Here is a 26,193-nt window from a genome sequence, read left to right as displayed (position 1 = left end):
GATCGAAAATCTAGGGGAATGTGCACGATTCAGCCTTAAATCTAGGGGGTCGTGCGCCGACAGTCGGGCGATGCGTGAAAAGAGCCTCTACCTAGATGACGATGCTGGCGGACATGCGGGAACTACATGCGGCTGGGAGGTTCGGGTCAGGATCTCATCGAGAGCGCTGCGCACGCTGTCAGGAACCACAAGGTATTCGGGTTTGTGCGGCCACTGTATCGTCGGGGTTGGCTCACCCAAAGAGACGAGGCCACCCAAAGCGCGTTCACCTTCCTCACGAATCATCTCGATCGCGCGTTCCTTGGCCGGATAGCCGATCTGCGCCTTGAACAGCAGGTCGAATGCGTCATCAAACCACGGATCGTCCGCCACTGTCAGTGCTTCCGCAGACATCTCAACCGTAACCTGCTGATCTGCCGGAACGTCAGCAATCGTGACTTCATAGGACAAGGTCTTGTTGCAGTAGGTCAGCGCCACGCGTTCAGAGGCAACCTTGTCGTTGTTGACGGTGATCGTCACGTCACCCTCGTCAATGGGCGCAACGCCGCGGAAGACGAGGGTCCACGTGCGCGTGGCCGGGAGAACGTCGACATGGTCGGCAGGCGGGTAAATGGTGAAGGTACGCGTGTCGGAATCATCGGCAGGCGACCAGTTCAGTGAAAGAGTGGTTGCGGCCCATGCGACATTTTCCTGTGCGGCTCCGTCATCTTCCCACAGGACGAACTCACCATTATCACCGGGCATGACGATGACGCGCAGATGCTCGGGGTTGTCAACATTGTTGAGCTGGTCGGGCGCGTTATCCTGCAGCGGGATGATTGCGCCTGCGGGAGCGAAAACCGGGTAAGAATCCAGATCGCGCCATACGCGCAGGCGACGGCCGGCTTCACCGCGAGATTCGACTCGTCGACCTGTAAAGAAATCGAACCACGTGCCGCGCGGGAACCAGACGTCGGCCTGGGCTTTCATCGTGTCGTGCTCGCGTGGATCAGTGATGGCAGCGACCAGCAGCTGCGAACCGAAGCGGAATTCGTGCGGGTGATCGCAGGCATCGGCAGTCTCGGGTGCCTGCCAGTACATCGGCTCAACGAGCGGCCGCCCCTCGTAAGCGGTGTGCCTGTTCATCGTGTACAGGTAGGGAATCAGTTGGTGGCGCAGACGAAGTGCCTGGTTCATCACGCTGCGCGTCTCGTCGTGGAAGTTCCACGGCTCCTTTGAGTTGAAAGCTGATTCAGTGGAGTGCAGGCGGTTGATCGGGCTGAAGGTGCCCAACTGGTACCAGCGTGCCTCCAGTTCTTCGTCGCGCACACCGAACATATGTCCGCCGATGTCGTGGCTCCACCAGGAGTATCCGATGTTGGAGGCCGTGGATGTGAAGAAGGGTTGGAACTTGAGCGAGTCCCACGACACGACCGTGTCGCCGGAGAATCCAACCGGGTAGCGGTGTGAGCCTGGCCCTGCGTAGCGCGAGAAGGTCAGCGGACGCTCCCCTGCCTGCGCGGAATTGAGGAAATGCAGGTGGTTGATCATCCATAGCGGGTCCAGGCCGGGCTGACGGGTTGTTCCGCCTTGCTGCCAGTCAAGCCACCAGAAGTCGACCCCTTCCTTTTCCATGGGGTGAATGACTTCTTCGAAGTAGATCTGCATGAAGCGCGGATCTGTCAGGTCAAATTCGGCCGGGTCCTCACTGGCCGGATCGATTCCCATGCGTGTGGCGACCCGCTGGTACGCCTCTTCAAAGGCACGGATCCCGTCGGCCGGATGCAGATTCAGCGTCGTGCGCAGCCCCCGTTGATGGAGCCAATCGAGGAACTGTTCAGGTTGCGGGAACAGGTCACGATTCCATGTGAATCCAGTCCATCCGGTGCCGTACTTCGGGTCAATGTCGTGGACAAGGTGCCAGTCCATGTCGATTACGGCAACGGACAGTGGCACGCGCTCGTCCTCAAAGCGTGTGATGAGCTCGCGGTATTCCTCGTCCGAATAGGCGTGGTAGCGGCTCCACCAGTTGCCCAGTGTGAAGCGCGGCAGCAGCGGGGTCGGGCCTGTCAGCTGATAGAAGTCGCGCACCGCGTCCGCAAAATCATGCCCGTAGGCAAACAGATAGAAGTCGTGGGACGAGGGTGTCGCTCCGGACGGCTCATCCGGATTACGGGGCTGGACCCACGTACCGAATGCGTTGTCATGCCCGTCAACTTCGCTGACTTCGCGGATCAGGTTGGACTGGGAATCATCGATCACAGCCCACCCGTCGAATGCTGCGAGGCCTTCGTCCAGTTCAACAGGACCGTCGATCTGGTCGAGTGTACGGGCGGTGCCGCCCAGGTTGGCCCGAGCCGGTTCCGAGAAACGCCAGGTGGATCCCACGCCCTTGATAAACGCAGACAGCCCGAAACGGGAAAACGGTTTTTCGTCGTAGGTGATACGCACAGCGTCCGTATCGATCAGGACGCGCCCGTCGCGCCGGGTGACGCGGAATTTTGGAGTATCCCCAAAACTGCGGTTCAGAACGATCTGAGTGGCGTCGTCAACGAATTCGTCGGTGTCGGACCATTCGAATCGGATCAGCCGGTCGGTGATGATGCCGATGCGCCAGTGGGGCCCGCTCACTGTTCGCTGCGGATCCATCGAGGGGCGTGCCCCTATTTTGTCCATACTGAACAGTGAGTCGGCCACCATGGCGCTGTATCCTTCCAAGTTCAGGAGATATTGACCCGTTTAACAAGATGTTGACACGAGCATAGATCCTGGCATTTCTATTTCTGGATCTGCGATTGGAGTGTCACATCTGCGCTGGTCAGTTTGCCGTCACGCACATATTCGATGCTGACGTGGTCGCCTCCAGTGTAACGGCGAATGTAGCCGGTCAGAGACTTTCCGGATTCAACCGCATTACCGTCGACGGCGGTAATGACGTCACCAGCTTTCAGCCCTGCCTCGGCCGCGGCTGAGCCATTGTTGACCTCGCTGATGGCGGCACCCATGCGCGTGGTGCCATCGACTGTGGCTGTGCCGGTTGTAATGAGCACGCCCAACACAGCGTGGTCGACTTGTCCGTTCGCGATGATCTGTTCAGCGACAGACTTCACGAGGTCCGATGGAATTGCGAAACCAAGTCCGATCGAGCCTGCAGATGAGGAATCTGAGCCCATAGATGCGATCGATGAGTTAATACCGATGACTTTGCCTTGGGCGTCAAAGAGCGGTCCGCCGGAGTTTCCCGGGTTGATCGAGGCGTCCACCTGAATCGCATTGGTGATGACCGATGGGCTGGTTTCCTTGTTCTGATTTTGAGGAAGCTGTCCGAAGGGGTCACGTGGGTCGATCTGCTGCTGGTTGTCCTGTTGTTCGGTTGCCACCTCGACTGGGCGGTTCAGTGCCGAGACGACGCCGGTGGTGACGGTTGAAGACAGACCCAGTGGCGATCCGATCGCCATCACGTCCTGTCCCACCTGGACATCCGCAGATGACCCGAATGCGGCGACAGACAGGTCTGCGGGAGGATCCACAATCTGCAGCACGGCCAGGTCGGTACTCGAATCGACGCCGACAATTTCGGCGGCATAGATTCGCCCGTCAGACAAGGTCACGCTGATTCGACCATTTGAGGCATTTTCAGCCGCTGATACAACGTGGTAGTTCGTCACGATGTGACCGGCTGAGTCGTACACGACGCCCGATCCGATGTCGGCTGTTTGCCCGCCTTGGACGTTGATGGACACCGTTGCGGGAGAGACCGCTGCGGCAACTTCTGCCCACGTCGCATCACTGCTGATGACAGGTGCAGGTTGTTGCGAGGCGTGCGAACTCTGCGAACTGGTAGCGGTTGCCGTCGAATTATTTGAACCGACGAATTCATTAATCCCCCACGCGCCGCCAAGAGAGAGGGCGACGGCCACAAGCATCGCAGCAGCAACTGCGCCCCAGCCCGGGCCATTCTTCCGCGTCTTTCGTGCACGTTTCGTCGAGGATGCCGGCGCGGCAGTGGCGACTCGACCATAGGAAGCGGATCCGGGCTGAAGGTTCGGTGATGCGTAGGGATTGCGGGAATCGTGCGAGTACTGGTCACCTCGTGACGGACCTGCATACTGGCCGGATTGCGTGTACTGGCCGTTCGCCCCCTGAGCATACTGGCTAGCTCGTGAATACTGGCCGCCCTGCAGGTATTGCGTGCGCTCAGGTGACTCACCTTGGTCATATGACTGCCTGTGCCCGTACGACTGGTTCTGGCCACTCGCCGCACTTTCTCCATACGACTGGGAGCTCGGGGCTACGAAGCCATCGCTGCCGCCTGCGTAGGCCGAAGAACCGCGCCCTGCGTAGCTGGGCCCGTCCGGGCGGATATATTCCGTCGAGTTCGAGGGCGACCCGTAGGCATATCGGGATCCCTGCTGAACCTGCCGGCTCTGCTCGGTTTGCTCACTCGACTGGCCCTGATATCCCTGATCGCCCTGATTTCTCTGATCGCTCTGATAACCTCGCTCCTTGAGATCACTCTGCTCACCCAGATCGCCCCGTTCGGCGCTATCGCTTTTCGAACGCGGCAGGTCACTCGGCGGCATATATGCCGACGAGTGGTCAGAGGTTTCCTGTGGCGCGTAAGCGTCGCGCCCATCTGGTGTCTCGTTCTGATCATTGAATTCAGATCGAGGAAATTGCTCGTTTGTCATACGTCCTTCTTTTTCTGGTCTGTGTGATGCCCAGTATGACAAGGGATCTTCCAGATGACCTGAAGGTTATCTGGAAGTTTTCTGAGAACGTGAAGGTGTGAGAATTCTCCGCATACCGTCAGCATCCCTCGTCAATTTGACATGAATCACAGACGGTTCATCGATGGGGAGCGCCAGGGCCTCTGCCACATCATCCAGGCTCACGGCCGCGCAGTAAGACCACCCGTAGGCTCGGCATAGTGATTCGATATCAACGCTCTGCGCGCAGCCAAACCATCGCTCGTACATCGATTGAGGTGCCTGTCCATGTTCAAGCGAGGCGAAAATGGATCCGCCCTGATCGTCCAGAACAATGATCGACAGCGCTCCACCACCGCGAAGCGCCAGTGCCGACGCATCATGGAAAAAAGTCAGATCCCCCATCACCGCGCGCACGCGCGCACCGTTGGCACTGCAGCCCCACGCCGTGGCAATCGTGCCGTCAATCCCGGCCAGACCGCGGTTCGACACGACGCTCGCCTGGGCAGGCGTACGGATCGCCAGGTCGAAAGCACGCACAGTGTTTGATGCTCCCAGAACCAGTACGTCGGTTCCAGTGTCGCGCCAGATCAGGTCCGCCACAGTGAGCATAGAGAACTGCTCGGGATCGAGCGCATCATCGGCATACCCTGAACGCTCACGCAGAGAGTCACGCCACTCGCCCCCCTCGCCCAGAGGCACATCACACAGCGAGGGCACAACACTGCTCGCCCTGCCTGCAACATCTGGCCATTCCGTATGCTCGCTGACCACTACGATGCGAATATCATCGCGCGCAAGAAGCCTGGAAACAGGGCGCGACAACGTCGGTTGCCCCGTCACGATGACCTGCTCGATCTGGCTGAGCACGTCACTGTCACTGAGAATGCTTTGCTGATGCGGAATCCACGCGGAGCTTCCTGTCAGCCCACTGGTCGGCTCAGCGAGCAGCGGGATCCCGGCGCGCTCAGCCCATGCGGCGCTGTCGCGATGAGCACCGTCGCCGGCAATCATCACAGTGCGCAGATTCGGATCCACCACCTGCCGCCACGGGACCGGCTCACGCTCACATAAGAAGAAGCGGGTCGCAGAAACGGCGGGGTCACCCTCGTTCATCAGGATTTTCTCAAGGTCACCGGCACTGGCAGGTGCAAGAGGATCACGAAGTGCGACATTGAGGTGGACCGGGCCGCGATCGGTGGCTGACCATCCGCGAGCGGCAGCGACGAGGCGTCCAACGCGGGCCGTCAAAGCCCGGTCAGCAGTGGTATCAGCGGGAATGTCACACGTCATCGACACGTGCGAGGCAAAGATCCCCGCCTGCGTCGTCGTTTGCGAAGCTCCCACGGATCGCATTTCGAAGGGACGGTCAGCGCTGACCACGATCAACGGCAGATGGGAATGGTGAGCTTCGGCGATGCCGGCGTGCATCTCGGCAACGGCTCCACCTGACGTCATGATCAGCGCAACGGGCCGAGGCTCATGTGCCGCAGGAGTGAAGTCAGGTGTGGCCAACTCGTCGGCGCGAGACAGGCCGCCTGCAAAGAAGGCGGCATCACGCTCATCGAGCACAATCCACGTTCGGATATCGAGGTGGCGCTCACACGCGTCAAGCGCATAGGCGAACGGGGCTGATCGCGACCCGGGACTGTAGACGAAGTCACGCACACCGTGAGCTGCGAGCGCACGAACGATTCCAAGAGCAAGGCGAAGTGACTGAGTCATTGGCGTTCCTCATTCAGCACGGCGCACATGGCGTCTAATCGGTCGATCCACCTGTCCCGGCATCCGGCCGGCAGGGGGCATGCGTCAATCAATTTCTCATCCACTCTCATGTCATGCATCTGAATTCGGCCTGACTCCACTTTGAGCGGTTCGCGCACGGTGTCAGCATCGAACAGTTGCGCAGTTGCCAGTCCGCACGCCGTTTCGACAGGCAGGCAAGCCGCCAGTTGGAGGCCGCGCGCCAGCCCAATGGATGATTCGAGGGCGGAGGAGACCACTACTTTGATGCCAGCTCGTTCAGCAATCTCACGTGCTGCGCGCGCCCCTCCCAGCGGGGCAAGCTTGATGATCGCCACGTCGGCAGCGTGGGCACGAATAACGGCATAGGGATCTTCGGCACGTCGGATCGACTCGTCAGCGGCTATTGGCACGTCAACGCGGGCCCGCACGCGCGCCAGCTCTTCGACTGTGCGGCACGGTTGTTCCGCGTATTCCAGGCCACCGGCGCTGGCCGCTGCTTCGTGCAGCGCAGTAATCGCCGCGATAGCAGTGGGCACGTCCCACGCCATGTTGGCATCGATGCGCACATGCGGATCATCGCTGATGCGGGCAAGCTCGCGGGCAACAGCGGCAACGCGTTCACAGTCCTGGTCCACAGTCATCCCCGGGTCTGCCACCTTCACTTTGGCGGTAGTACATCCTCCGCTGGCTTGCACACGCTCGGCTGCCTCAGCTGGCGTTCCGACAGGGATCGTGACATTGACGGGGACGCTGGTGCGCCGGGCCGTGGGCGGCGTCTGCGTTGCAGCTTCGAGGGCGGCCATCAGCCACCGTGAGGATTCAGGCGGGCCATAATCCCAAAACGGCGCCGCTTCTGACCAGCCTTCAGGGCCGTGCAGCAGGAGGCCTTCTCGCTCCGTGACTCCACGAAAGCGCGTGATGAGCGGCGTGTGGTAGATCAGGACGGTGTCGATAGCGTCCAGCGTGCGGCGCGTGGCCGGTGCCAGCTCAGCGATGCGGACCTGTTCGATCGCGCATGAAGCGCCCGATCTTTCGCGAAGCGGATCGCCTGAGATTTGAGAGTGGTCATTATGTAACATCGCAGCCCTCCACGTAGGGTGGGATCATGATTCTGATTGCCTTGCTCTTCGGATTGGTGGTGCTGGCAGCGGCACTGTGGCTGCGTACCGATTCTCCGCGTTCACGATGGTGGCAGAACGCGAACGGACTGGTGGATGAGAAAATGGCGTTCGCCACGATCCCGGGCCTGGCTGGCGTGCTGCTCGGCATCAGTATCCTCGCATTGGGGTCGATGATTCCCAACCCCGCTGGCCGCTGGATTACAGGCGCGGCAGGTGCTCTGCTCCTCATAGCCGGTATTGTCGTCTCCATGATGGCCTTTGGACGAAAGCCGTTGCCGTCGTGGCTCACGCCTTCGTGGTATCACTCCGACCCAAAGCGGCGACCATAACAGCTTTAATCGTGTGCATGCGGTTCTCGGCCTGATCGAAGACGATGGAGCGCGGCCCCTCAAACACCTCGTCGGAAACTTCGATTCCATCCAGGTCAAACTCGTCAAAGATCTGCTGTCCGACGGTGGTCTTCAGATCGTGGAATGACGGCAGGCAGTGCATGAATTTCGCATCGGGACCGGCTTGTGCCATGAGCGCTTCGTCAACGCGGTAGCTGCGCAGCAGGTCGATGCGGTGCGCCCACACATCCTTAGGCTCCCCCATCGACACCCAGATGTCCGTGTGGACAAAGTCGACGCCAGCGACTGCGTCGACATCCTCGGTAATGGTCAGACGCGCACCCGACTCGTCGGACCGTGCCTGAGCCGCCTCGATGACGTCTTGCGGTGGCCATAGTTCCTTCGGTGCAATGATGCGGGTGTCCATGCCGAGGATCGCGCCGTTCACCAACAGGGACCGCCCCATGTTGAAACGCGCGTCCCCGACGTAGGCGTAGGCAATGTCATGGTCGTCCACGCCCTCGCTGTGTTCTCTCATCGTGAGTGTGTCAGCCAGCATCTGCGTGGGGTGCCATTGGTCGGTCAGGCCGTTGAATACCGGAACGCCTGAGTACTGTGCCAGCGTGTCCACAACTGATTGGTCGTCACCGCGGTACTCGATCGCGTCGAACATACGTCCCAGCACACGAGCGGTGTCCTCGATGGATTCTTTGTGTCCCATCTGTGAGCCTTGCGGATCGAGGTAAACGGTGTGGGCTCCCTGGTCTGCTGCCCCGACCTCGAATGCGCAGCGCGTGCGTGTCGATGTTTTCGCAAAGACGAGGGCGACGTTGCGTCCACTCATGAGTTGTTGTTCAGTGCCATTCTTCTTGGCTGCTTTCAGCGCTGCTGACAGGCATAGCAGGTTGTCCCATTCTTCGCGCGTGAAGTCAAGTTCACGAAGCAGGGATTGTCCGGGGCGCAGCATGGATGACAGATCTGTACTCATGGCTTCCAGATTAGCCGCTAGTGTGGAGGTCATGAGTGCTCTTCCATTTGTGTCCGACACCTTCGATCCTGATCGCTGGCGTGTTGTCGAGGGGTTCGAGGACCTGACCGACATGACGTATCATCGCGGAATTTCGCGCGGATCTTGCGACGGAGCGGCAGCCGGACAAGATCTGCCCTGGGTTCGTATTGCCTTTGATCGCCCAGACATTCGCAATGCTTTTCGACCGCTGACTGTCGATGAGTTGTACCGCTGTCTGGATCATGCGCGGATGAGCAGTGATGTTGCCGCGATCATCCTGACTGGCAACGGGCCGTCTGCCCGTGACGGTGGCTACGCGTTTTGTTCGGGTGGTGATCAGCGTGTTCGAGGCAACGACGGGTACCGCTACGAGGTGGATGGTGCTGACGCGGACGCCGATGTGTCGAGCCGGCGTGAGCAGATCGATCCGGCTCGGGCGGGACGTCTGCATATTTTGGAGGTTCAGCGCCTGATCCGCACCTGTCCGAAAGTCGTGATCGCTGCAATTACCGGGTGGGCTGCCGGTGGCGGTCACTCATTAGGAGTCGTGTGTGATCTGGCGGTCGCTTCCCGCGAACATGCTCAGTTCATGCAAACGGATGCCAACGTGGGGTCCTTTGATGCGGGGTACGGTTCGGCGCTGCTGGCCCGTCAGGTCGGTGATCGGCGCGCACGCGAGATTTTCTTCCTGGCTCGCCGCTATGACGCGGCAGAGGCGGAAGCGTGGGGAGCCATCAATCGTGCGGTGCCGCATGAGGATGTGGAAAACGTGGCGCTGGAGTGGGCGCACACGGTTGCCGGCAAGTCTCCACAGGCGATCCGCATGTTGAAGTTTGCGTTCAATCTGGCTGACGATGGTCTTGCCGGGCAGCAGGTGTTCGCCGGGGAGGCAACCCGGATGGCGTATATGACGGCGGAGGCTCAGGAGGGGCGTGACGCGTTCCTCGAGCACCGCTCCCCCGACTGGTCGACCTTCCCGTACTACTACTAAAGCCGGCCGGCTGACAGCTGGCCATTCATACTGCTGACGGGTGGCCCGTTGTCGGGTGACCTCACTGCGCCGGCCGACAACTGTCGGTGGCCTCGCGCATTACAGTGGCCACTGCTGACCTGTCCACGCAGCGTCGAAGAACATCCACTCATAGCGCGACGCAACTTCGAAGGCTTTCGCCATACGTTCCCTCCCCGCATCATCGCTGGCCTGCGCATACTGGTCCGCGTAGTCCTTTGCGCGCCGTGTTGCTTCCTCGAATTCTGGCCCCGTGTAGGTTCTGATCCAGTCACCGTAGGGGTGTGCGTCCAGCTCATCCTCGGAGTGGACACCCTCGCGGAGCCGATGCCCGACGAAATCGTAGAGCCAAAAGCATGGCAGCACTGCTGCAATGCCAACCCCCTGCGTCTCGGCATGCGTGCTGGCCAGCAGGAATGACATGTAGGCGCGACATGTGGGGTTCATGATTGCCCCCTCAAGGACGTCCACATGTGAGGCGTGCAGCGAACGCTCATCCACCATTGTCTGATGCGCACACCCCGACCAGAACGTCACTTCGTCAGCGTCACTGGCGCCGGCTGCCAGTGCGGACAAGGCGCGCGAATAGTCGATCAGGTACAACGCATCTTGGCGTAGGTACTCGTGGAATGTCTCCAGCTCAAGCGACCCGTCGGCAAGTGCGCAGACAAAGGGATGCTCACTGATCGCGTTGCGCACCGGTTCGATGCGCTGCCATACCTGGTCGGTAAAACTCATGATTCCTCCTTCCACAGGTCGACAAAGTGATGAACGGGACCGTGCCCCCTGCCCACATCGAGCGAGTCGGCAGCCAGGAGCGCGCGCGTCAAGTAATCTTTCGCCTGAGCAATCGCATCAACCCAGGTGTCTGTGCGGGGGCGTCTGGCCGCTATGGCACTGGACAGCGTGCATCCGGTGCCGTGAGTGTTCTGTGTGTCAACACGCGTCCCCTTCAGGAATGTGACCCCGTCACCATCAATCAGCACGTCTGTGGACGTGTCGGTCAAGTGTCCGCCTTTGATGAGGACGCGGGTCATGCCGCGCGCGAGAAGTTCCTTGCCCTGGTCGGTTGCTTCGTCCAGCGTTGTCGCCACATCGCAATCCAGCAGCACGGCTGCTTCGTGCAGATTCGGGGTAATCAGGTCAGCTTTCATGCACAGGTCGCGTACAGCGTCAACTGCGTCCTCGTCAACCAGTCGGTCACCGGAGGTCGCCACCATGACGGGGTCAAAAATCGTGTTCGAAAGGCGCGGCAGATACTCACCGATTGCGGCCGCAAGTTCCGCGCTTGCCACCATTCCCACTTTCGTGGCGTCCGGAGTGATGTCGTCCAGCAGCGTGTCCATCTGTTGGCGCACGAAGTCCACCGGGACGGGGAACACGCCTCGCACTCCTTGCGTCGATTGGGCGGTCAGCGCCGTAATGACACTCATTCCGTAAGCTCCTGAGGCGCTGAACGATTTGAGATCTGCCTGAATGCCTGCCCCACCGCTGGGGTCCGATCCGGCGATTGTTAGGGCTTTGACTGTTTTCATAAAATGTTCTCCTTCATCGCATGGATGATGCATGTGCTGCCATTCGGGGCTTGAATCATGAACTGGCGGGCGCACTGGGTACATGGCCGGCAAGTGCTGAGTCCCTTCCTCGGGGTCTGAATTGGGTGGTTAGTGACCCGCGCTGCGCAGGCCTTCTGCCCATTGATCTGCCAGTTCGCGTGCAGCTTCGCGCGCGTCGGGTGCTAGGCAAATTGCGGATACGACGGCCGCTCCGTCCAATCCTTCACGTGCCAGCGGTGCCATATCCGGTGCTTTGATGCCTCCGATTGCCACCGACGGCAGGTGTGTGCTGCGTGCGATCTGTCCTGTTCCATCGATGCCATGTTCCTCGGGAGCATCGGTTTTCGTGGAGGTATCACGCACGACGCCAATGCCGATGTAGTCGACGCGCCCCGGGTTCTCTTCGGCTTCCTTCAGTTCCTCAGGGGTGGAGGCCGACAAACCGATGATGGCCTCGGGGCCGATCAGCTTGCGGACAAGGGCAACCGGCAAGTCGGTTTGTCCAACGTGGACGCCTGCAACGTTCGCACCTGCCAGGCGTGCCGCCAGGAATACGTCCACACGATCATTGATCAGGAGTGTGACCGAGTCAGCGACAGCGTCGGCCACTTCCATCACTTCGTTGAAGAAATCCAGTGACTCGGCATCTTTACACCGAAGCTGCACGCATGTCACTCCTCCGGCGACAGCTTCTGCCACCGTTTGCGCAACGGTGCGTCCCGCAGCGTGGCACATGTCTGCGTCCGTGACAAGATAGATGCTCAGGTCGAGGGATGAGACAGCCTTGTTCATCACTGGCCTGGCCTCACTGCGCGATGATGGTGACGCGTTCAAAGTCCTCATCGCGGAAGTTGTCCAGCGCGTCGAGGAACTCCATTTGGAACGTGCCGGTTCCGCGTGCACGCTCCGCCGCGATTTCCGAGGCCGCCGCATACAGTGCGTGAACAGCAACCAAACCGTCAAGCTGGGTCCGAGCCACAGAGGCGAACGCGCCGGCCAGCGCGCCAAGTGAGCATCCCGCCCCAGTGATGCGGGTCAGCATATCTGAGCCACCCTCGACACGCACGATTGCGTCGGCTGAGACGATCGCATCGGACTTGCCGGACACAGCCACCAACGATCCATATTCGCTGTTGATGCGGCGGGCGGCATCGATGGCGGCGTCCACCGCATCAGCGGAGTCAACACCGCGGCCGCCTTCTCCCAGACCTGCCAGAGCAATGATTTCCGACGGGTTGCCTCGCACAATTGACGGGCCGAGGGCGACCAGCTGATGCGCGAGCTGTGTGCGCACCGGCAGTGGCCCGATGGCAACCGGGTCAAGAACCCAGCATGTGCCTGCTTCCTTGGCGCTGGTGGCGGACTCCAGAGCGGCTTCGCACTGAGTCGGCGTCGGGGTTCCCAGGTTGATCAGCACAGCGTTGGCAATTGCGGCAAAGGGGCCGGATTCGCCGGGAATATCGACCATTGCCGGTGCTGCCCCAATGGCAAGCAGGGCGTTGGCCGTAAAGTTCGTGACTACCGAGTTGGTGATGGCTCCAACGAGCGGGTGGTGTGTTCTGACAGCGTGTAAAGCGTCGACGCATTGGGTATGGAAATTCTCCATCGGACATTCCTTCGTCAGCATTATCTGGACAGGTTCAACGGGTTTGATCTCAGCGTGAAGCACCCCGTGTCACTGATCACAATGCTATCAGGTTTATACGAAAAGGTCGAACTGCAATGATGAGCCTGCTGCTCAGTAGTGTGACACCACCACTGTGCCGACAGGGGCCCAGTTATAGATCCACTGCGCACCATCAACCGGCATATTGACACAACCGTGCGAGCCACCTTCACCTGACCAGCCAAAAGAGCTGCGTGAGGGCGCGCCGTGCAACGCGTAGTCACCGTGGAAGTATGACACCCACGGTGTGTATGTGCAGTAGTCGTAGCCGGGGCTGCAGCCCATCATCTGGTCCTGATGCTTGAGGTAGATGCGGAACGTCCCGGTAACGGTTTCCCACCCGGGCTTGCCGGGAACCATCGGGATCGGGCCCTGGACAACAGTTGCACCTTCGTAGGCGGTCACTGATGCGTTCGACAGGTCCACGTCGATCCACTTTTCACCAGGAGCTGCCTGATACACCTTGTCGCCAGCACCATCCGCAATCTCGCGGGTGGTGAATTCGGGTTCGGTCTGGTCGTAGTCAAAATCGCCTTCGTAGGCGGTGCCGTCTTTCAGGGCTGCGAGCAGCTCATCGGCCACCTCGCCAGCGTTGTTGACGGTCCATCCGCTCTTACCTGGATCCGCGACCGCGACAACGTCCCCACGCGAATTGACGTTCTTGACACCCTTCGTGGGCTCTTCGTTGGTGGACAGCGCGGTCGATTCAACCCACGCGCGAACCGGTTTCTCATTCCACGTGACATCAAGTGCGCCTGTGTTGGCGGCAGCACCCTTGCCACCAGCTCCGCCCGCGGCGTTCAGATCCGGCAGCGCGATCCACGTCGAGCGTTCACGCGCATCGGGTGAGTAGGTGTGAATACCGTCAGTAATCGATACAGGAATTTCCAGCATCGTGTTCGCCTTGTCTGCAAGCTGCTGAGCAATTTGCGTGGTCACCGTCGGGCTGACGGCGATCATCGGCAAGTCAATGTCCTGGGTAGTCAGCGTGCGCGCAGCTTCATCGCATGCACTGGCAAGCTGCTCGAGGTCGACACTGTGCCCTTCCTGTGCTTCAATCACGCTGAATGTGCCACCGTCTTCGTTGAACTGGATGGAACCTTCGCGTACGGGCTGGTCAACAGAGGCGGAAACTTTCTGGGTCAATGCCTGCGCAGCCGCATCATCTCGCGAGGTCACCACCTGGACATCCCGCGAGGTAAACAGTGAGGAGATGCGTGACAGGATCGAACCGTTGGGAGCGAACACATCATCCAGCGTGGCGTCGGTGTCGATGGTGATTCCCGCTTCTTCCAGCGTCGCGCTGGTCAGCGTACCGTCAACCGTCACATTGATGCTGGCGTGTGAGGCTCGCTCTTGCAGGCCTTGGGCAATTTCGTCGCGGTTTTGTCCGGACACGGACTGTCCGGCGACAGTGGTTCGCGGCAAGGCGCGGTCAGCGAAGTAGGCCGCGTACGCACCCACACCGATCACTGCAACGAGCAGTGCTCCCAGTAATGCGATCAGCGCCCATGAGGCTTTCGCTGAGAGCTTCCCAATAGTCATACCTCGATAGTAACGAGGCTATCGGTGCAATTCCATGTCGACTTGCCCACGATCTCATCTCCGCACACGTTAATTGACCGATTGGGCATTACGATGGTTCAGAAAAGCCGTTTGTAAAGGAGGACAAGTGCAGACCCCTCGTGTCTTAGTCGTTCCGGGAGGCACTTCCGTTGGAGCAGCGGCTTTGGCTTACGCCTCGCTCAGCAAACTGGCTGAACAGGCACGCACAGCATCAGACGGCGCCATGGACGAGGCACCCTCGTCGCACAAGCGAACAGTCGTGGTCATGCGTCCTCCCAGCGAGATCCCCCATACGTCCTTGCGCCATCTTCAAACCGATGTGTCACACGCTTTTCCTGAACTACCCGAAGACGTCCGCAATGACTTGGCTCTTCTGGACGGCGTCGACGTGGTGATTCCGACGTCGGGGTCATCAACGGGAACGCCTCACCTCGTTGGCCTGTCCACCGAGGCATTAATCGCATCCGTGCACTCCACTCACGCGGCGCTGGAGGGGCCGGGGCGTTGGATTCTTGCGCTTCCTGCCCATCACATCGCCGGTGCTCAGGTCCTCATGCGCAGTGCAGTCGCCGGTTTCAGCCCGATGGTGGTGGACACGGATTCAGGTTTCCGCCCCGCTGACCTGCTCTCTTCCATCGCGGGTGCCACTCAGGATTCACAGGTGCCAGGGTATCTCTCGCTGGTACCCGTGCAGCTGCGAGCGTGTTTGGATGCCGGTGAGGAAGTTATTCGCGCACTGGCCTCGCTTGCCGGTGTCCTCGTCGGCGGTTCTTCCATAACCAAGGAACTCCTGCAGGCTGCGCGCAACCACGGCATTCGGGTGGTCACGACCTATGGCATGACTGAAACGGGTGGCGGCTGCGTGTACAACTCGCGTCCCTTGCCGGGGGTAACGGTCCGCGCTGTCGACGTTGACGGGCAATCACGCCTGGCAATTGCCGGGCCCATGCTCATGACAAAGTACCTGGACGGCCCCTCCCCCTTCATTGACGAGGGTGGCGCACGGTGGCTGCTGACAGGTGATATCGGTCGAATTGCCTCCAATGGCGACGTTCAGGTGCTGGGGCGCAGCGATGATGTCATCGTGACGGGCGGCCTGTCAGTGGCACCTGGTCCGGTTCGTGATGCCGTGTTGTCAGCTCCGGGTGTGCGTGACAGTTGGATCCTCGATCTTGAAGACGAACGCTGGGGGCACGTGGTCACCGCCGCGGTGGTGCGCGATAGCTCGCACAGTGCGGATCTGGATTCATGGGCGCGCTCCATTCGCGATCACGTGGGAGCGCGTCTGGGCCGAGCGCAGGCTCCACGCGTTGTCGTACCGCTTCACACACTGCCCATGCTGGAATCCGGGAAAGTTGACCGGAGCCGTGTGCGGGCACTGGTGATGGAACAGATCGAACACGGGGAGCACTGGCGACGCTAAATGGCAACTGTTCAAGACTGGATTGAGGGCGCCCGCCTTCGCACACTTCCGGCCGCTCTTGCGCCCGTGATTGTGGGAACTGCGGCTGCAGCTGAGCTGGATCAGTTGCACTGGGGGCGCGCATTGCTCGCACTGTGTGTGGCGCTGGCTTTGCAAATCGGTGTGAACTTTTCGAATGACTATTCTGACGGCGTGCGTGGAACGGATGACTTTCGCACCGGACCGCCGCGTTTGACGAGCGGCGGCTCGGTCTCTCCGCGCGTCGTCCTGGCAGTGGCGCTGGCTTGTTTCGCTGTGGCAGGCGTGGCCGGTCTGGTTCTGATCGCATTGTCTGGCCAGTGGTGGTTGCTGGTGGTGGGCGTCGCGGCAGTTGCCGCCGCATGGTTTTACACTGGTGGACGCAATCCGTACGGGTATATGGGTGTGGGGCTGTCCGAGCTGATGGTGTTCATTTTCTTCGGGTTGGTCGCAACTGTGGGCACCACATGGACGCAGACTCTGGGTGCTCCCTGGTGGGTGTGGTGTGCCGGAGCAGGCATGGGGTTCGAATCGATCGCCTTGCTCATGGTCAATAACTTACGTGACATTCCCACGGACAGGGCCTCTGGGAAGATGACGCTGGCTGTACGTTTGGGTGATCCCGCTTCGCGAGCGGCGTATTGCGCGCTCCTCGTGGCCGCAGTTGTGGTGCTGGCGATCAGTGTGCATTCCCCGTGGTGGGCGGTGTGTGTGGCCGCTGTTCTGATGGCCGGCACCGTCATTCCCGGTATTCGAATCGTTCTTAGCGGTGCGGTTGGCCGCGATCTGATACGCGCCTTGAAGTACACGGGGATCGCGACGCTGGCGTGCGCCGTCATCGTTTCAGTGGCCATCGTCATCTAAGTCGTGTCGAGGCATGGTCGTTCCTGACCTAAAATGGTGGGATGGTTCGTATTCTTGCCGTTGTCCTGTGGATTGCCGTCACTATTTACGCAATCGCTGACTGGGCACGCACTCCTGATGATGAAGTGCCTGGTCGTATCGGCCGTATGTGGTGGCTGACGATCATCGTCATCACGATGCCGTTTATTTCCATCGGGTCAATCGTGTGGATCCTGCTGCGAACCATCACGCGCGCCGAATCCGGGGAAACCACGGGGTTGTCGGACTTGACATCAGAATCGAATCCGCTGCGTTCTGGATGGTCCCGGCGACCTGACCGTTCGCAGTCCTCGCAGCGTCGCGAACCACTGGCACCCGACGATGATCCGGATTTCCTGTTCCGCCTGGAACGTGACATTCAGCGCCGCCGACGCGAGCAGGCTCGCAATGAGGAAGCGCACGGAGATCACGCGAAGCCCGTTGACAGCGACTCGAGTTCTCCTGACGAGCCTGGATATCGCGTGCCGCCAGCCGGTTCCACATCAGTTTCTGATTCCGACCAGTCAGATCCGGCTGATTCATTTTCCGAAGAAGCAGACGCGCCAGGGCCTGATTCCGACACCGATGCGGATCCAACAAGCCCTGATTCCTCAACCAATGCAGACGCGCCAGGGCCTGATTCCACTAGCGATGCGGGCCCAGCAGGTCGCGATTCCTTCACCGACGAAGATACGTCCGAGACTGGCGACCCGTTGGATGAGGACCCCGAGCTCTAACACTCACTGTCACTCATCACAGACATCTCCGAGCGCTCTCGTCTGCTCCGTCTCGCACCATCTGCTCCGTCTCGCCCCTCTGTCCGTTCTCTCCCCATCTGTCGATCTCGAGCTCGCTCGCGAGTTCCACACCGATGTGTCTTCACCGTTTGCGCAGTTCAGGCGGGTGCTAGTGAAAATCCCGCCTCGCAGACTGCCTTCAGATCGACAGTTGGGTGCAGAAAGAGACAGGCAGGTGCGGGAGGGGACAGTTGGAGGCAGAGGTACGCGCTAGACCGTTTATTGCGGTGCTGCCGCCCGCGCCTGACCGACTAGACATAGCCACGCACCGCCCGCACTCGAACAGGCCGACATCAAAGGGCCGGTACCGATAGGCTGCCCCAACCAGCCGGATACGCAGATGTCAGTTACTACCGTTTGAGCTGAGCTTCCGACGCACCTGGAGTCATGTCGGCCGCATGAGCCAACATGTCCTTGCATGGTTCGGAATAGTCGAGACCCACCAGCGTCGAGCCGCTGAAATGGAAGCTCGTCACCGATGCCAGGGAACACACACGAGACAGTGGCGAGTGTGCCAACATGCGACCCTGCACGAAACGAGTCAGCGCTGTGATCGGCATTTGGTGAGAAACCACCAACGCTTCATGCCCACGGGCCTTGTCCAGGGCTGAGGAAACTGCCGCACTCATTCGCGACGCAGCATCAGCATAGGATTCTCCCCACGAGGGACGTAACGGATTGAGATAGAGGTGCCAGTAACGCGGATGCAGTAAGAGTGCACGGTTGGCGTTAATGGGCAGACCCTCGAAAGCTGAATCTGCTTCGATCAGGCGCACGTCCGCCTGGACAGGTACGTCAAAGGCCCGCGCGGTCGGAGCAGCGCTCTGCTGAGCACGTTTGAGTGGCGATGCAATAATGGCCGTGACATCGGCGCCCTCGTCAATGAGGTACTGAGCGACCCGTTCCGCCATCGCGTGCCCGAGCTCAGTCAGGCCGAATCCAGGGAGCCTTCCGTACAGAACACCGTCGGGATTATCGACTTCCCCGTGGCGCATCACGTGGATCGTTGTCAGTTCCATGGTTGTCACCCTTCGATGGGTTTGTGCCGCTGGTCGGCTACTCAGGTTGATCAGATATAAAACGAGACCCGACCACGATGGCCGGGCCCCGGTCGCGTCACTTCTTGTTACGACGCTGGTGCCGTGTCTTGCGCAGCAACTTGCGGTGCTTCTTCTTTGCCATGCGCTTACGGCGTTTCTTGATAACGGAACCCATAGGGCCCTCCCTCGTCATTCACAAATTGAATGCAGTCATGATGGTGCATGACAGCTACGGTCTGGGGTACCTCGAAAGATACAACCCTACTATCCTACCCGCTTATTCCACTTTGACGTTCATCGGACCATTGCGCAAGGCCGGCATCGATGATGTGACTCACTGCAGCCTCGGGCACTCTGAAGCTGCGGCCGACGCGAAGAGCAGGCAATTCACCCTTGTTAATCAAGCGGTAGACAGTCATTTTGGACACACGCATGAGATCTGCCACTTCCGCAACCGTCATAAAACGGGGCGCAGGTGAAGAGTCCATTGCGTCTCCCAAAAACAAAGAGGCGGGCAGGTCTGATCACTGCTCCGAGAAGCCTCGAGCCCTATCTTAATGCCATTCAGGACTTTTTCAGCAACTATCGACGAAAAACCTCCTCATCCACTTTCACTCTTTTGTATACACAGAGGTTTATTCTGATCCACATGGAAAGCCGCATTACGATCGCTGATATCGCGCAGCATGTCGGGCTGTCCACCGCGACGGTCAGCATGGCGCTCAATAGCGTTCACAAGTCACGCATCCCTGAGGCCACCATTGAACGCGTCCAGCAGGCTGCTCGCCACCTTGGCTATGTACCCAATCTCACAGCGCGTAATTTACGTACCGGCACGACATCGACGGTTGGATTCGTTTCCAGTGGAGTGACCGTTACTCGATTCGCATCGCAGATGATCCGTGGAATCCTCGACACCGCAGACGAGCATTCCTTCTCAGTCCTCATGATGGAAGTCGACCGAAGCCCCGACGGCATGGCGCGCGCACTGAGCGGCCTCAGGTCCCGCGCAGTCGAAGGATTTGCAGTCGGCCTGATGTCCCCACGCCTGGTCTCCTTGCCGCATTTGACGTCAGGATTGCCCGGAGTAATCATTAACGGCCAGGCCGACGGGTGGCATTCGATCATGCCTGACGAGGAAGACGCGGGTCGCCGTGCCATTGCCTACCTGCGAGCGCATGGGCACCGTCGCGTGGCTCTGATCGGGCGCTATCCGACTGACCCCGCACCCGAAGTATCCATCTGCATAGGAGCCCGCTTGCGCGGTATTGACGCAGGATGCGCTGCGTCAGGCGTACAGATCGTTGATGAGGCTCCTGGGGAAGCATGGGAGTCTCCGCTGGGCTTCGAAGGTGCGAATGCGATCCTCGATCGACTGGATCGCAGCGGCGCAGCGGCCATCGTTGCAGCCAACGACCGAATCGCGATGGGCGTGTACCAGGCGCTCTGTGATCGGAACCTGCGGGTGCCTGACGACATGTCGGTGCTCTCGTTTGACGATGAGCCACTTGCCAACATGATGCGCCCGCCGGTGACGACGCTGCATCTGCCGTACCTGGAGATGGGCGCCCTTGGGATGGAGTTCCTGGTTGACTGTGCCCGCTCACATGGGCGGGCACAGAAGAATGCAGATAATCAGTCATCGCAGTCGGAGCCCCACTCGGAACCAACCCTTGTTCATGTGCCGATCGTGGAGCGGGACTCCGTTCGCACAATTGGGTAGCGCCCTCTGCTGGGCACGGCCTGGCGCCCTCTGCTGGACAATGACTCGCGCCACCAGCGAGGCGGCGCTACCTGGCGCCTTATGTGAAAGCTGCCTCGCAGCGTCAGGTGAACGCTGGCAGGCATCGCCTTGAAGCGCGCCACCGATGCTGTTTACAGTGACGGGGACAGCTTGGATACCTTTTCGCGCCCATTACTGGCGCATCACAGGAGGCTGACACCTGATGAGTACGCCGACGGATTCGCACAATATCGAGCCGACCAATGAAGGCGCACAGATCCCCGAACAGGAAGATCACCTGAACGCTGGGAATACGCATGCCTTGGCACACGAGCAGCATCCCCTGCCCCACGCACCGCTCACCCTCACACACGAGCAGGCGCTGGAACGCGCTGAAAGAGCCTCTGACCAGCTTGAGCGCGCACGCAACGACCGCTGGTACCCCACCTTCCACATTGCTGCTCGAGCAGGGTGGATCAACGACCCGAACGGACTGTGCTACTTCGACGGTCGCTATCACGCGTTCTATCAGCATCACCCCTACGGCTCCGCATGGGGTCCGATGCACTGGGGCCATGTCTCATCTGCTGACCTGGTGACCTGGCAGCGCGAACGAATCGCCCTCGCCCCCAGCATTCCGGCAGATCAGGATGGCGTTTTTTCCGGCTCCGCCGTCGAGGGGCCAGACGGCCTGCTGTATGTGTTCTACACCGGAAATCGCTGGCTTGACGGCCACGCGGACGGTCGCAACGAGCAGACGCAGTGCCTGGCGGTATCCGAGGACGGCCTGACTTTCCACAAGGAAGGCGTCATTATTGACGCCCCTGGCCTCCCGAACTTCCGTGACCCGAAAGTGTGGCGTCAAGGCGACACGTGGTGCATGGTGCTGGGCGCGACCTCTGAAGCTGCTCGCGGCCAGGTTCACCTGTATACCTCACCGGACCTGCGCACCTGGAGCTTTGACCGCGTCCTGTTCGAAGATCCTGATCCGCGCGTCTACATGCTTGAATGCCCTGACCTGTTCCCCTTGGGTGGCCACTGGGTACTGTGCTACGGGCCGATGACCAACGCACGCGCATCCGGCTACGCCATGCGTAACGGGCATAACGCCGGTTACGTCGTAGGCGATTGGACGCTGGGCAGCGATTTCCATCCATTGACCGATTACGCCCTGTCTGATTGGGGCTCAAACTACTACGCTCAACAGACCTTCGAGGCTCCTGATGGCCGACGCATCGCACTGGCATGGATGGGAGGATTCACGATGCCTCTCGCACCCCAGTACAGCGACAACTGGTCCGGCCAGTTCACCGTGCCGCGCGAGTTGACACTCACCGAGGACCTCAAGCTGGCCGCCACTGCCCTGCCTGAACTCAACAGGCTGGAATGTGGTCGGAACACCCTCGGCACTTTTGTTCTTGACGCGAACCGCGACAGGCTCCTGGTTGACGACGGGGACGCATTCGCCATTGACATGGTTGTTGACCTGTCTGCCACCACCTCTGAGCAGGTTGGATTGCGTGTCAACGAAACATCGGACGGATCCTACACGTGGGTGGCGTACGACGATCTGGCGCGCCGCATCGTTGTCGACAGGCGTACGAAGGCAGGAACTGATCGCGGCTACCGCAGCGCCCCCATCGACATGGACGAGGGTGACTCCCACCTGCGGATGACTGTCCTGGTTGATCGCGGATCGGTGGAAGTGTTCGCGGGGCGCAACACGGCGACTCTTTCTGCTTGTGCTTTCCCTTCTGAGGGTAAACGCCGTACCTCGTTGTCCAGCATCTCCGGGATCATCAGCGTTGAGGAGCTGACCGTGCGCCACTTCGACTCCATCTATTCTGATAACGGGTCCAACCCGCGTACGATGGGCTAGCATCACAGTGCTGACCCGCCTCGGGTGATCTGCTTAAAGGAGTTGTTATGGTCCGTTCCTCGCGCCCGCACCGGCGCTCGCTGAAACGGATCAACCGGCCGATCACCACTACATTACTCAGACGGCGACGCTCCCCTATTCGACCGGGTGAACCGCCGAGCCTTGAGTCATCATCAGCGGCACCCCTGGTTCGGCGTGTGGACGGCCCACAGCTCACGCTCCTGCGCAAATCAGGCTGGGACCACCTGCGCGAATGGGTTGAGCAGCGAGCGCGCACGTCACCGGCGCGCCTGGCGATCGCCGTGTTCACCACGATCGCGATAATCATCACATTGCTGTTACTCTTGCCGTTTTCTTCTGCGACGGGACGGCCCGCGTCATTTGTGGACGTGCTGTTTACCGCAGTGTCGGCAGTGTGTGTCACAGGTCTGACAACGGTCGATACTGCAACGCAGTGGTCCTCTTTCGGGCAGGCTGTCATCGCCACCGGTATTGCGATCGGTGGCCTCGGCGTCATGACCCTGGCTTCCATCCTCGGCTTCGCCGTGTCGCGTCACCTGGGGCTCACGCAGCGCATGCTCGCCGCCATGGAAACAAAGTCGTCCGGTATGGGGCAGGTCGGTTCCCTGCTGCGCGCAGTTGTGGGCACGTCGCTGATTGCCGAGGCAATCCTATTCGTCATATTTCTGCCACGTTTCCTGCAGCTGACGGACTCCGTGACAGGTGCAATCGGACACGCATTGTTTCTGTCGATCTCCGTATTCAATAACGCCGGATTCGTCATCATTCCAGGTGGTCTTGCGCCCTTCGTGTCCGACTGGTGGATGCTGTTCCCCATCGCACTGGGCACGGCTGTAGGAGCGGTAGGTTTCCCCGTTGTCACCGATGTGGTCGCGCGGTGGCGCACGCCTCGCCGCTGGACGCTCCACACTAAATTGACCATCACGATGTACCTGCTGCTGCTGGTAGTCGGCTCAGTGCTGATGGCTCTGACGGAGTGGGGCAACCCGCAAACCCTGGGGCCGCTTGATACGAGTTCAAAGGTTCTCAATGTGTTCCTGGCAGGAGTCAATAGTCGCTCTTCAGGTCTGTCCGCCCTGAATGTGGGCGGTATGCAGCCTCAGACACACTTCGTCCAGGACATCCTCATGATGATCGGCGGCGGGTCGGCTTCAACTGCAGGCGGTATCAAGGTCTCCACATTTGCCGTCCTCATGCTGGCTGTCGTGGCAGAAGCTCGAGGCGATCACGATATTGAAGCGTACGGCCGCCGCATCCCGCACTCAGTGGTACGTCTCGCCGTTGCCGTGGCGCTCATCGGCTCAGCAATGGTGGCGACCGCAGTAATCATTTTGCTGTCCGTGACGAACTACTCCCTGGACGTCGTCCTCTTTGAGACGGTGTCCGCATTCGCCACGGTGGGTCTGTCCACTGGTATCACTCCGACCCTGCCGACTTTCGCCAAGTATGTGCTCACTATCCTCATGCTCGCCGGACGTATGGGCACGATGACGGTTGCTGCAGCTCTGGCACTGCGTGAACGACGCCGCGTGATCAGAATGCCGGCTGAGCGGCCCATCGTCGGATAGGTCTGCCTCGTTCATCCCGACGCTGTGGGACAATACCACTATGGCAGAAGAAAAACCGCTCGCGTCCGGCACGTTGGTGATCGGGCTGGGACGCTTCGGATCAGCCGTTGCCGCCACGTTGGATCGGCTCGGGCACGAAATTCTCGGTGTGGAAAAGGATCCACGACGCGTCCAGCAATTTGCGGGTCGTATCCCGCTGGTTGAAGCTGATGCGTCCAATGCGGAGGCGCTCGAACAGCTCGGCGCACGCGAGTTTGCGTCGGCAGTTGTCGGGATCGGCTCTTCGCTGGAAGCGTCCGTGCTCATCACTGCCAACCTGGTTGATATTGAGATCCCCTCGATTTGGGCGAAAGCCATCTCACGTGAACACGGACGCATCCTCAAACGCATCGGCGCACACCACGTGGTCTACCCCGAATTTGATGCCGGTCAGCGCACTGCGCACCTGGTGGGTGGCCGCATGCTTGACTACATCGAAATGGATAAGCAGGGCTTCGCCATCATGAAGCTGCGGCCGCCTCAGGAAATTCAGGGATTCACCCTGGCAGAGCTGGATCTTCGCGCACAGTACGGCGTCAACATGCTCGGTGTGATGCGCCCCGGTAAGCCCTTCGAATACGCCGACTCGTCCACACGCATCAACCCGGAGGACATCATTATCGTGTCCGGCGATGCGATGCTGCTTGAGCACTTCGCCCACAGGCCCTGAGCGGTAGGTCTCCAGATGCACATGACGACCTTTATCGTGTGACCATGGCGAAAGACAAAACCACCTTCGAATGCACTGAGTGCGGATGGACGTCCCCGAAGTGGGTCGGTCAGTGCCGTCAGTGCCATGAGTGGGGCACACTGGAAGAAGCTGGCCGTCCCTCCGCGCTGCTGCCGGCTACCGCCACGCCTTCGCGTCAAGCTCAGCCCATTGTGCAGGTGGACGCTCACGCCGCTGACTGCCGATTGACAGGCGTCAGTGAGCTTGACCGTGTCCTTGGCGGTGGAATTGTCCCCGGTGCGGTGGTGTTGCTGGCCGGTGAACCTGGGGTGGGTAAATCGACGCTTTTGCTCGATGTTGCCTCACGCGCCGCCGCGCTGGCGCGGCGCAATGGTGACGGGCCGGTTCTGTACATCACGGGTGAGGAGTCCGCTTCCCAGGTGCGCAACCGCGCAGCCCGTATCGGCGCACTGGATGATGCCCTGCTACTTGCTGACGAGGCTGACGTGGCCGTGATCGCCGGTCACGTTCAAGCGCAATCTCCTTCACTGCTGATTGTGGACTCCGTTCAGACGGCTTACTCACGCGATGAGCAGGGTGCGGCAGGCGGTGTCACGCAGGTTCGTGCGGTCACTGCGGCGCTGATCAGGCTGGCCAAGGAACGCAACATGCCTGTGCTGTTGGTCGGGCACGTCACCAAGGATGGCGGCATTGCCGGCCCACGCATTCTGGAGCACCTCGTTGATGTGGTCTGTCAGTTCGAGGGTGACCGGCACAATCGCCTGCGTCTGCTGCGCGCTGTGAAGAACCGCTACGGGCCGACCGATGAGGTCGGATGTTTTGAGCTGACCGATACGGGCATCCGCGGGCTTGCTGACCCGTCCGGCCTGTTCTTGTCATCGAACGGGCTGCATGTGCCCGGCTCGTGCACCACGATCACGCTGGAGGGGCGCCGACCGATGCCATTGGAAGTGCAGGCGCTGGTCGCTGCGAGCGCGGGCGGATCGCCACGCAGGACAACCGCCGGAGTGGATCATTCCCGTGTCGCCATGATTCTGGCGGTTTTGCAGGCGCGCCTGGGGCTGGACACGTCGTCGGAAGATGTCTACGTGTCGACGGTAGGTGGCGCGAAAGCCAGCGAGCCTGCGGTCGATTTGGCGTGTGCACTGTCAATCGTGTCGGCCTACCGTGGCGAGCCGCTGAGGGATAACCTCGTCGTTTTCGGTGAGGTGGGTCTGACCGGTGAGGTACGCGCGTGCGTGGGAGTACAACGCAGATTGCAAGAGGCAGCGCGTCTGGGTTTGACGCACGCTGTTATCCCTGCGCGCGGAGCTGACGACGTTCGGCCCGTCGACGGTATCGAAATCTTTCCGGTCAGTGATCTAGCCACTGGCGTTCGTGTCGGACTGCCGTAAACTGCAGGTAGGGTGACTTGAAAGAAGG

23 protein-coding genes and 1 riboswitch are annotated in these 26,193 nt (G+C 60.3%); of the genes, 10 read left to right on the top strand and 13 right to left on the bottom strand.

The window, feature by feature from the left end:
- Positions 1-87: 87 nt before the first annotated feature.
- The 4 genes from AC1EJ1_RS02300 to AC1EJ1_RS02285 form a co-directional block, all read right to left on the bottom strand.
- On the bottom strand, positions 88-2,679 hold the full coding sequence (locus AC1EJ1_RS02300; RefSeq protein WP_480295279.1) for a glycoside hydrolase family 31 protein: 2,592 nt from the start codon (positions 2,677-2,679) through the stop codon (positions 88-90).
- A 77-nt stretch (positions 2,680-2,756) separates the two neighbouring features.
- Positions 2,757-4,670: a S1C family serine protease gene (locus AC1EJ1_RS02295; RefSeq protein WP_480295278.1), complete on the bottom strand. Its 1,914-nt coding sequence runs from the start codon at positions 4,668-4,670 to the stop codon at positions 2,757-2,759.
- 66 nt (positions 4,671-4,736) lie between these two features.
- Positions 4,737-6,413, bottom strand: a complete 1,677-nt coding sequence (menD, locus tag AC1EJ1_RS02290) for a 2-succinyl-5-enolpyruvyl-6-hydroxy-3-cyclohexene-1-carboxylic-acid synthase (protein ID WP_480295277.1) — start codon at positions 6,411-6,413, stop codon at positions 4,737-4,739.
- Complete coding sequence (locus tag AC1EJ1_RS02285) at positions 6,410-7,513, bottom strand: o-succinylbenzoate synthase (RefSeq protein ID WP_285014777.1); 1,104 nt, start codon at positions 7,511-7,513, stop codon at positions 6,410-6,412. The genes menD and AC1EJ1_RS02285 overlap by 4 nt, the downstream gene beginning before the upstream one ends.
- Before the next feature lie 26 nt (positions 7,514-7,539).
- Here AC1EJ1_RS02285 and AC1EJ1_RS02280 point away from each other — a divergent pair, with 26 nt between their 5' ends.
- Positions 7,540-7,884, top strand: a complete 345-nt coding sequence (locus AC1EJ1_RS02280) for a hypothetical protein (protein WP_070725357.1) — start codon at positions 7,540-7,542, stop codon at positions 7,882-7,884.
- Here AC1EJ1_RS02280 and argF read toward each other — a convergent pair.
- Positions 7,841-8,872, bottom strand: coding sequence for an ornithine carbamoyltransferase (argF, locus tag AC1EJ1_RS02275; RefSeq protein ID WP_285014779.1), 1,032 nt, complete (start codon positions 8,870-8,872; stop codon positions 7,841-7,843). The genes AC1EJ1_RS02280 and argF overlap by 44 nt on opposite strands.
- A gap of 31 nt (positions 8,873-8,903) precedes the next feature.
- On the opposite strand from argF, the gene AC1EJ1_RS02270 reads away from it, so the two are divergent.
- Positions 8,904-9,884 carry a 1,4-dihydroxy-2-naphthoyl-CoA synthase gene (locus AC1EJ1_RS02270; RefSeq protein WP_285014781.1) on the top strand — a complete coding sequence of 327 codons (981 nt, stop codon included), beginning with the start codon at positions 8,904-8,906 and terminating at the stop codon, positions 9,882-9,884.
- 99 nt (positions 9,885-9,983) lie between these two features.
- On the opposite strand, the gene AC1EJ1_RS02265 is transcribed toward AC1EJ1_RS02270, so the two are convergent.
- From AC1EJ1_RS02265 to AC1EJ1_RS02245, 5 genes are all read right to left on the bottom strand, one after another.
- Positions 9,984-10,640 carry a TenA family protein gene (locus AC1EJ1_RS02265; protein WP_285014782.1) on the bottom strand — a complete coding sequence of 219 codons (657 nt, stop codon included), beginning with the start codon at positions 10,638-10,640 and terminating at the stop codon, positions 9,984-9,986.
- A complete protein-coding gene (gene thiD, locus AC1EJ1_RS02260) occupies positions 10,637-11,437 on the bottom strand; it encodes a bifunctional hydroxymethylpyrimidine kinase/phosphomethylpyrimidine kinase (RefSeq protein ID WP_285014783.1) in 801 nt (266 codons plus the stop codon). The genes AC1EJ1_RS02265 and thiD overlap by 4 nt, the downstream gene beginning before the upstream one ends.
- A gap of 129 nt (positions 11,438-11,566) precedes the next feature.
- A complete protein-coding gene (gene thiE, locus AC1EJ1_RS02255) occupies positions 11,567-12,250 on the bottom strand; it encodes a thiamine phosphate synthase (protein WP_070725352.1) in 684 nt (227 codons plus the stop codon).
- A 13-nt stretch (positions 12,251-12,263) separates the two neighbouring features.
- Entirely contained in the window at positions 12,264-13,064 is an 801-nt protein-coding gene (thiM, locus tag AC1EJ1_RS02250) for a hydroxyethylthiazole kinase (RefSeq protein ID WP_285014786.1), read from the bottom strand.
- Positions 13,054-13,141: riboswitch (TPP riboswitch) on the bottom strand. It overlaps the preceding gene by 11 nt.
- A 55-nt stretch (positions 13,142-13,196) precedes the next feature.
- Positions 13,197-14,669 carry a L,D-transpeptidase family protein gene (locus tag AC1EJ1_RS02245; RefSeq protein ID WP_285014787.1) on the bottom strand — a complete coding sequence of 491 codons (1,473 nt, stop codon included), beginning with the start codon at positions 14,667-14,669 and terminating at the stop codon, positions 13,197-13,199.
- A gap of 127 nt (positions 14,670-14,796) precedes the next feature.
- On the opposite strand from AC1EJ1_RS02245, the gene AC1EJ1_RS02240 reads away from it, so the two are divergent.
- The 3 genes from AC1EJ1_RS02240 to AC1EJ1_RS02230 are packed head-to-tail and all read left to right on the top strand — an operon-like array spanning position 14,797 to position 17,750.
- A complete protein-coding gene (locus AC1EJ1_RS02240) occupies positions 14,797-16,113 on the top strand; it encodes an AMP-binding protein (protein WP_285014788.1) in 1,317 nt (438 codons plus the stop codon).
- Positions 16,114-16,995: a 1,4-dihydroxy-2-naphthoate polyprenyltransferase gene (locus tag AC1EJ1_RS02235; RefSeq protein ID WP_070725346.1), complete on the top strand. Its 882-nt coding sequence runs from the start codon at positions 16,114-16,116 to the stop codon at positions 16,993-16,995. It begins immediately after the preceding gene.
- A gap of 41 nt (positions 16,996-17,036) precedes the next feature.
- Positions 17,037-17,750, top strand: a complete 714-nt coding sequence (locus AC1EJ1_RS02230) for a hypothetical protein (RefSeq protein WP_480295276.1) — start codon at positions 17,037-17,039, stop codon at positions 17,748-17,750.
- A gap of 410 nt (positions 17,751-18,160) precedes the next feature.
- On the opposite strand, the gene AC1EJ1_RS02225 is transcribed toward AC1EJ1_RS02230, so the two are convergent.
- The 3 genes from AC1EJ1_RS02225 to AC1EJ1_RS02215 all read right to left on the bottom strand — a co-directional run bounded on the left by AC1EJ1_RS02225 (position 18,161) and on the right by AC1EJ1_RS02215 (position 19,338).
- Positions 18,161-18,829, bottom strand: a complete 669-nt coding sequence (locus tag AC1EJ1_RS02225) for a histidine phosphatase family protein (RefSeq protein WP_058237213.1) — start codon at positions 18,827-18,829, stop codon at positions 18,161-18,163.
- Between the two features lie 97 nt (positions 18,830-18,926).
- On the bottom strand, positions 18,927-19,025 hold the full coding sequence (locus tag AC1EJ1_RS02220) for a 30S ribosomal protein bS22 (RefSeq protein ID WP_003792170.1): 99 nt from the start codon (positions 19,023-19,025) through the stop codon (positions 18,927-18,929).
- Between the two features lie 94 nt (positions 19,026-19,119).
- Positions 19,120-19,338, bottom strand: coding sequence for a helix-turn-helix domain-containing protein (locus tag AC1EJ1_RS02215; RefSeq protein ID WP_070725342.1), 219 nt, complete (start codon positions 19,336-19,338; stop codon positions 19,120-19,122).
- Positions 19,339-19,499: 161 nt separating this feature from the next.
- Between AC1EJ1_RS02215 and AC1EJ1_RS02210 the strand changes: the two genes are divergently transcribed.
- From AC1EJ1_RS02210 to radA, 5 genes are all read left to right on the top strand, one after another.
- The gene (locus AC1EJ1_RS02210; RefSeq protein ID WP_285014795.1) at positions 19,500-20,573 is read left to right on the top strand and encodes a LacI family DNA-binding transcriptional regulator; all 1,074 of its coding nucleotides are present in this window, start codon (positions 19,500-19,502) and stop codon (positions 20,571-20,573) included.
- 223 nt (positions 20,574-20,796) lie between these two features.
- Positions 20,797-22,452 (top strand): glycoside hydrolase family 32 protein, encoded by a 1,656-nt coding sequence (locus tag AC1EJ1_RS02205; RefSeq protein ID WP_480295275.1) that lies wholly within the window; start codon positions 20,797-20,799, stop codon positions 22,450-22,452.
- A 47-nt stretch (positions 22,453-22,499) separates the two neighbouring features.
- The gene (locus AC1EJ1_RS02200; RefSeq protein ID WP_480295274.1) at positions 22,500-24,041 is read left to right on the top strand and encodes a TrkH family potassium uptake protein; all 1,542 of its coding nucleotides are present in this window, start codon (positions 22,500-22,502) and stop codon (positions 24,039-24,041) included.
- Positions 24,042-24,081: 40 nt separating this feature from the next.
- Positions 24,082-24,750: a potassium channel family protein gene (locus AC1EJ1_RS02195; protein ID WP_058237217.1), complete on the top strand. Its 669-nt coding sequence runs from the start codon at positions 24,082-24,084 to the stop codon at positions 24,748-24,750.
- A gap of 44 nt (positions 24,751-24,794) precedes the next feature.
- On the top strand, positions 24,795-26,165 hold the full coding sequence (gene radA, locus AC1EJ1_RS02190; protein WP_480295273.1) for a DNA repair protein RadA: 1,371 nt from the start codon (positions 24,795-24,797) through the stop codon (positions 26,163-26,165).
- The last annotated feature ends 28 nt before the right edge of the window (positions 26,166-26,193 follow it).

Source organism: Pauljensenia sp. C0170B4, from assembly GCF_056590235.1.
Note: the sequence above shows the minus strand (reverse complement) of the source record. Positions and strands in the feature narration are given on the sequence as shown.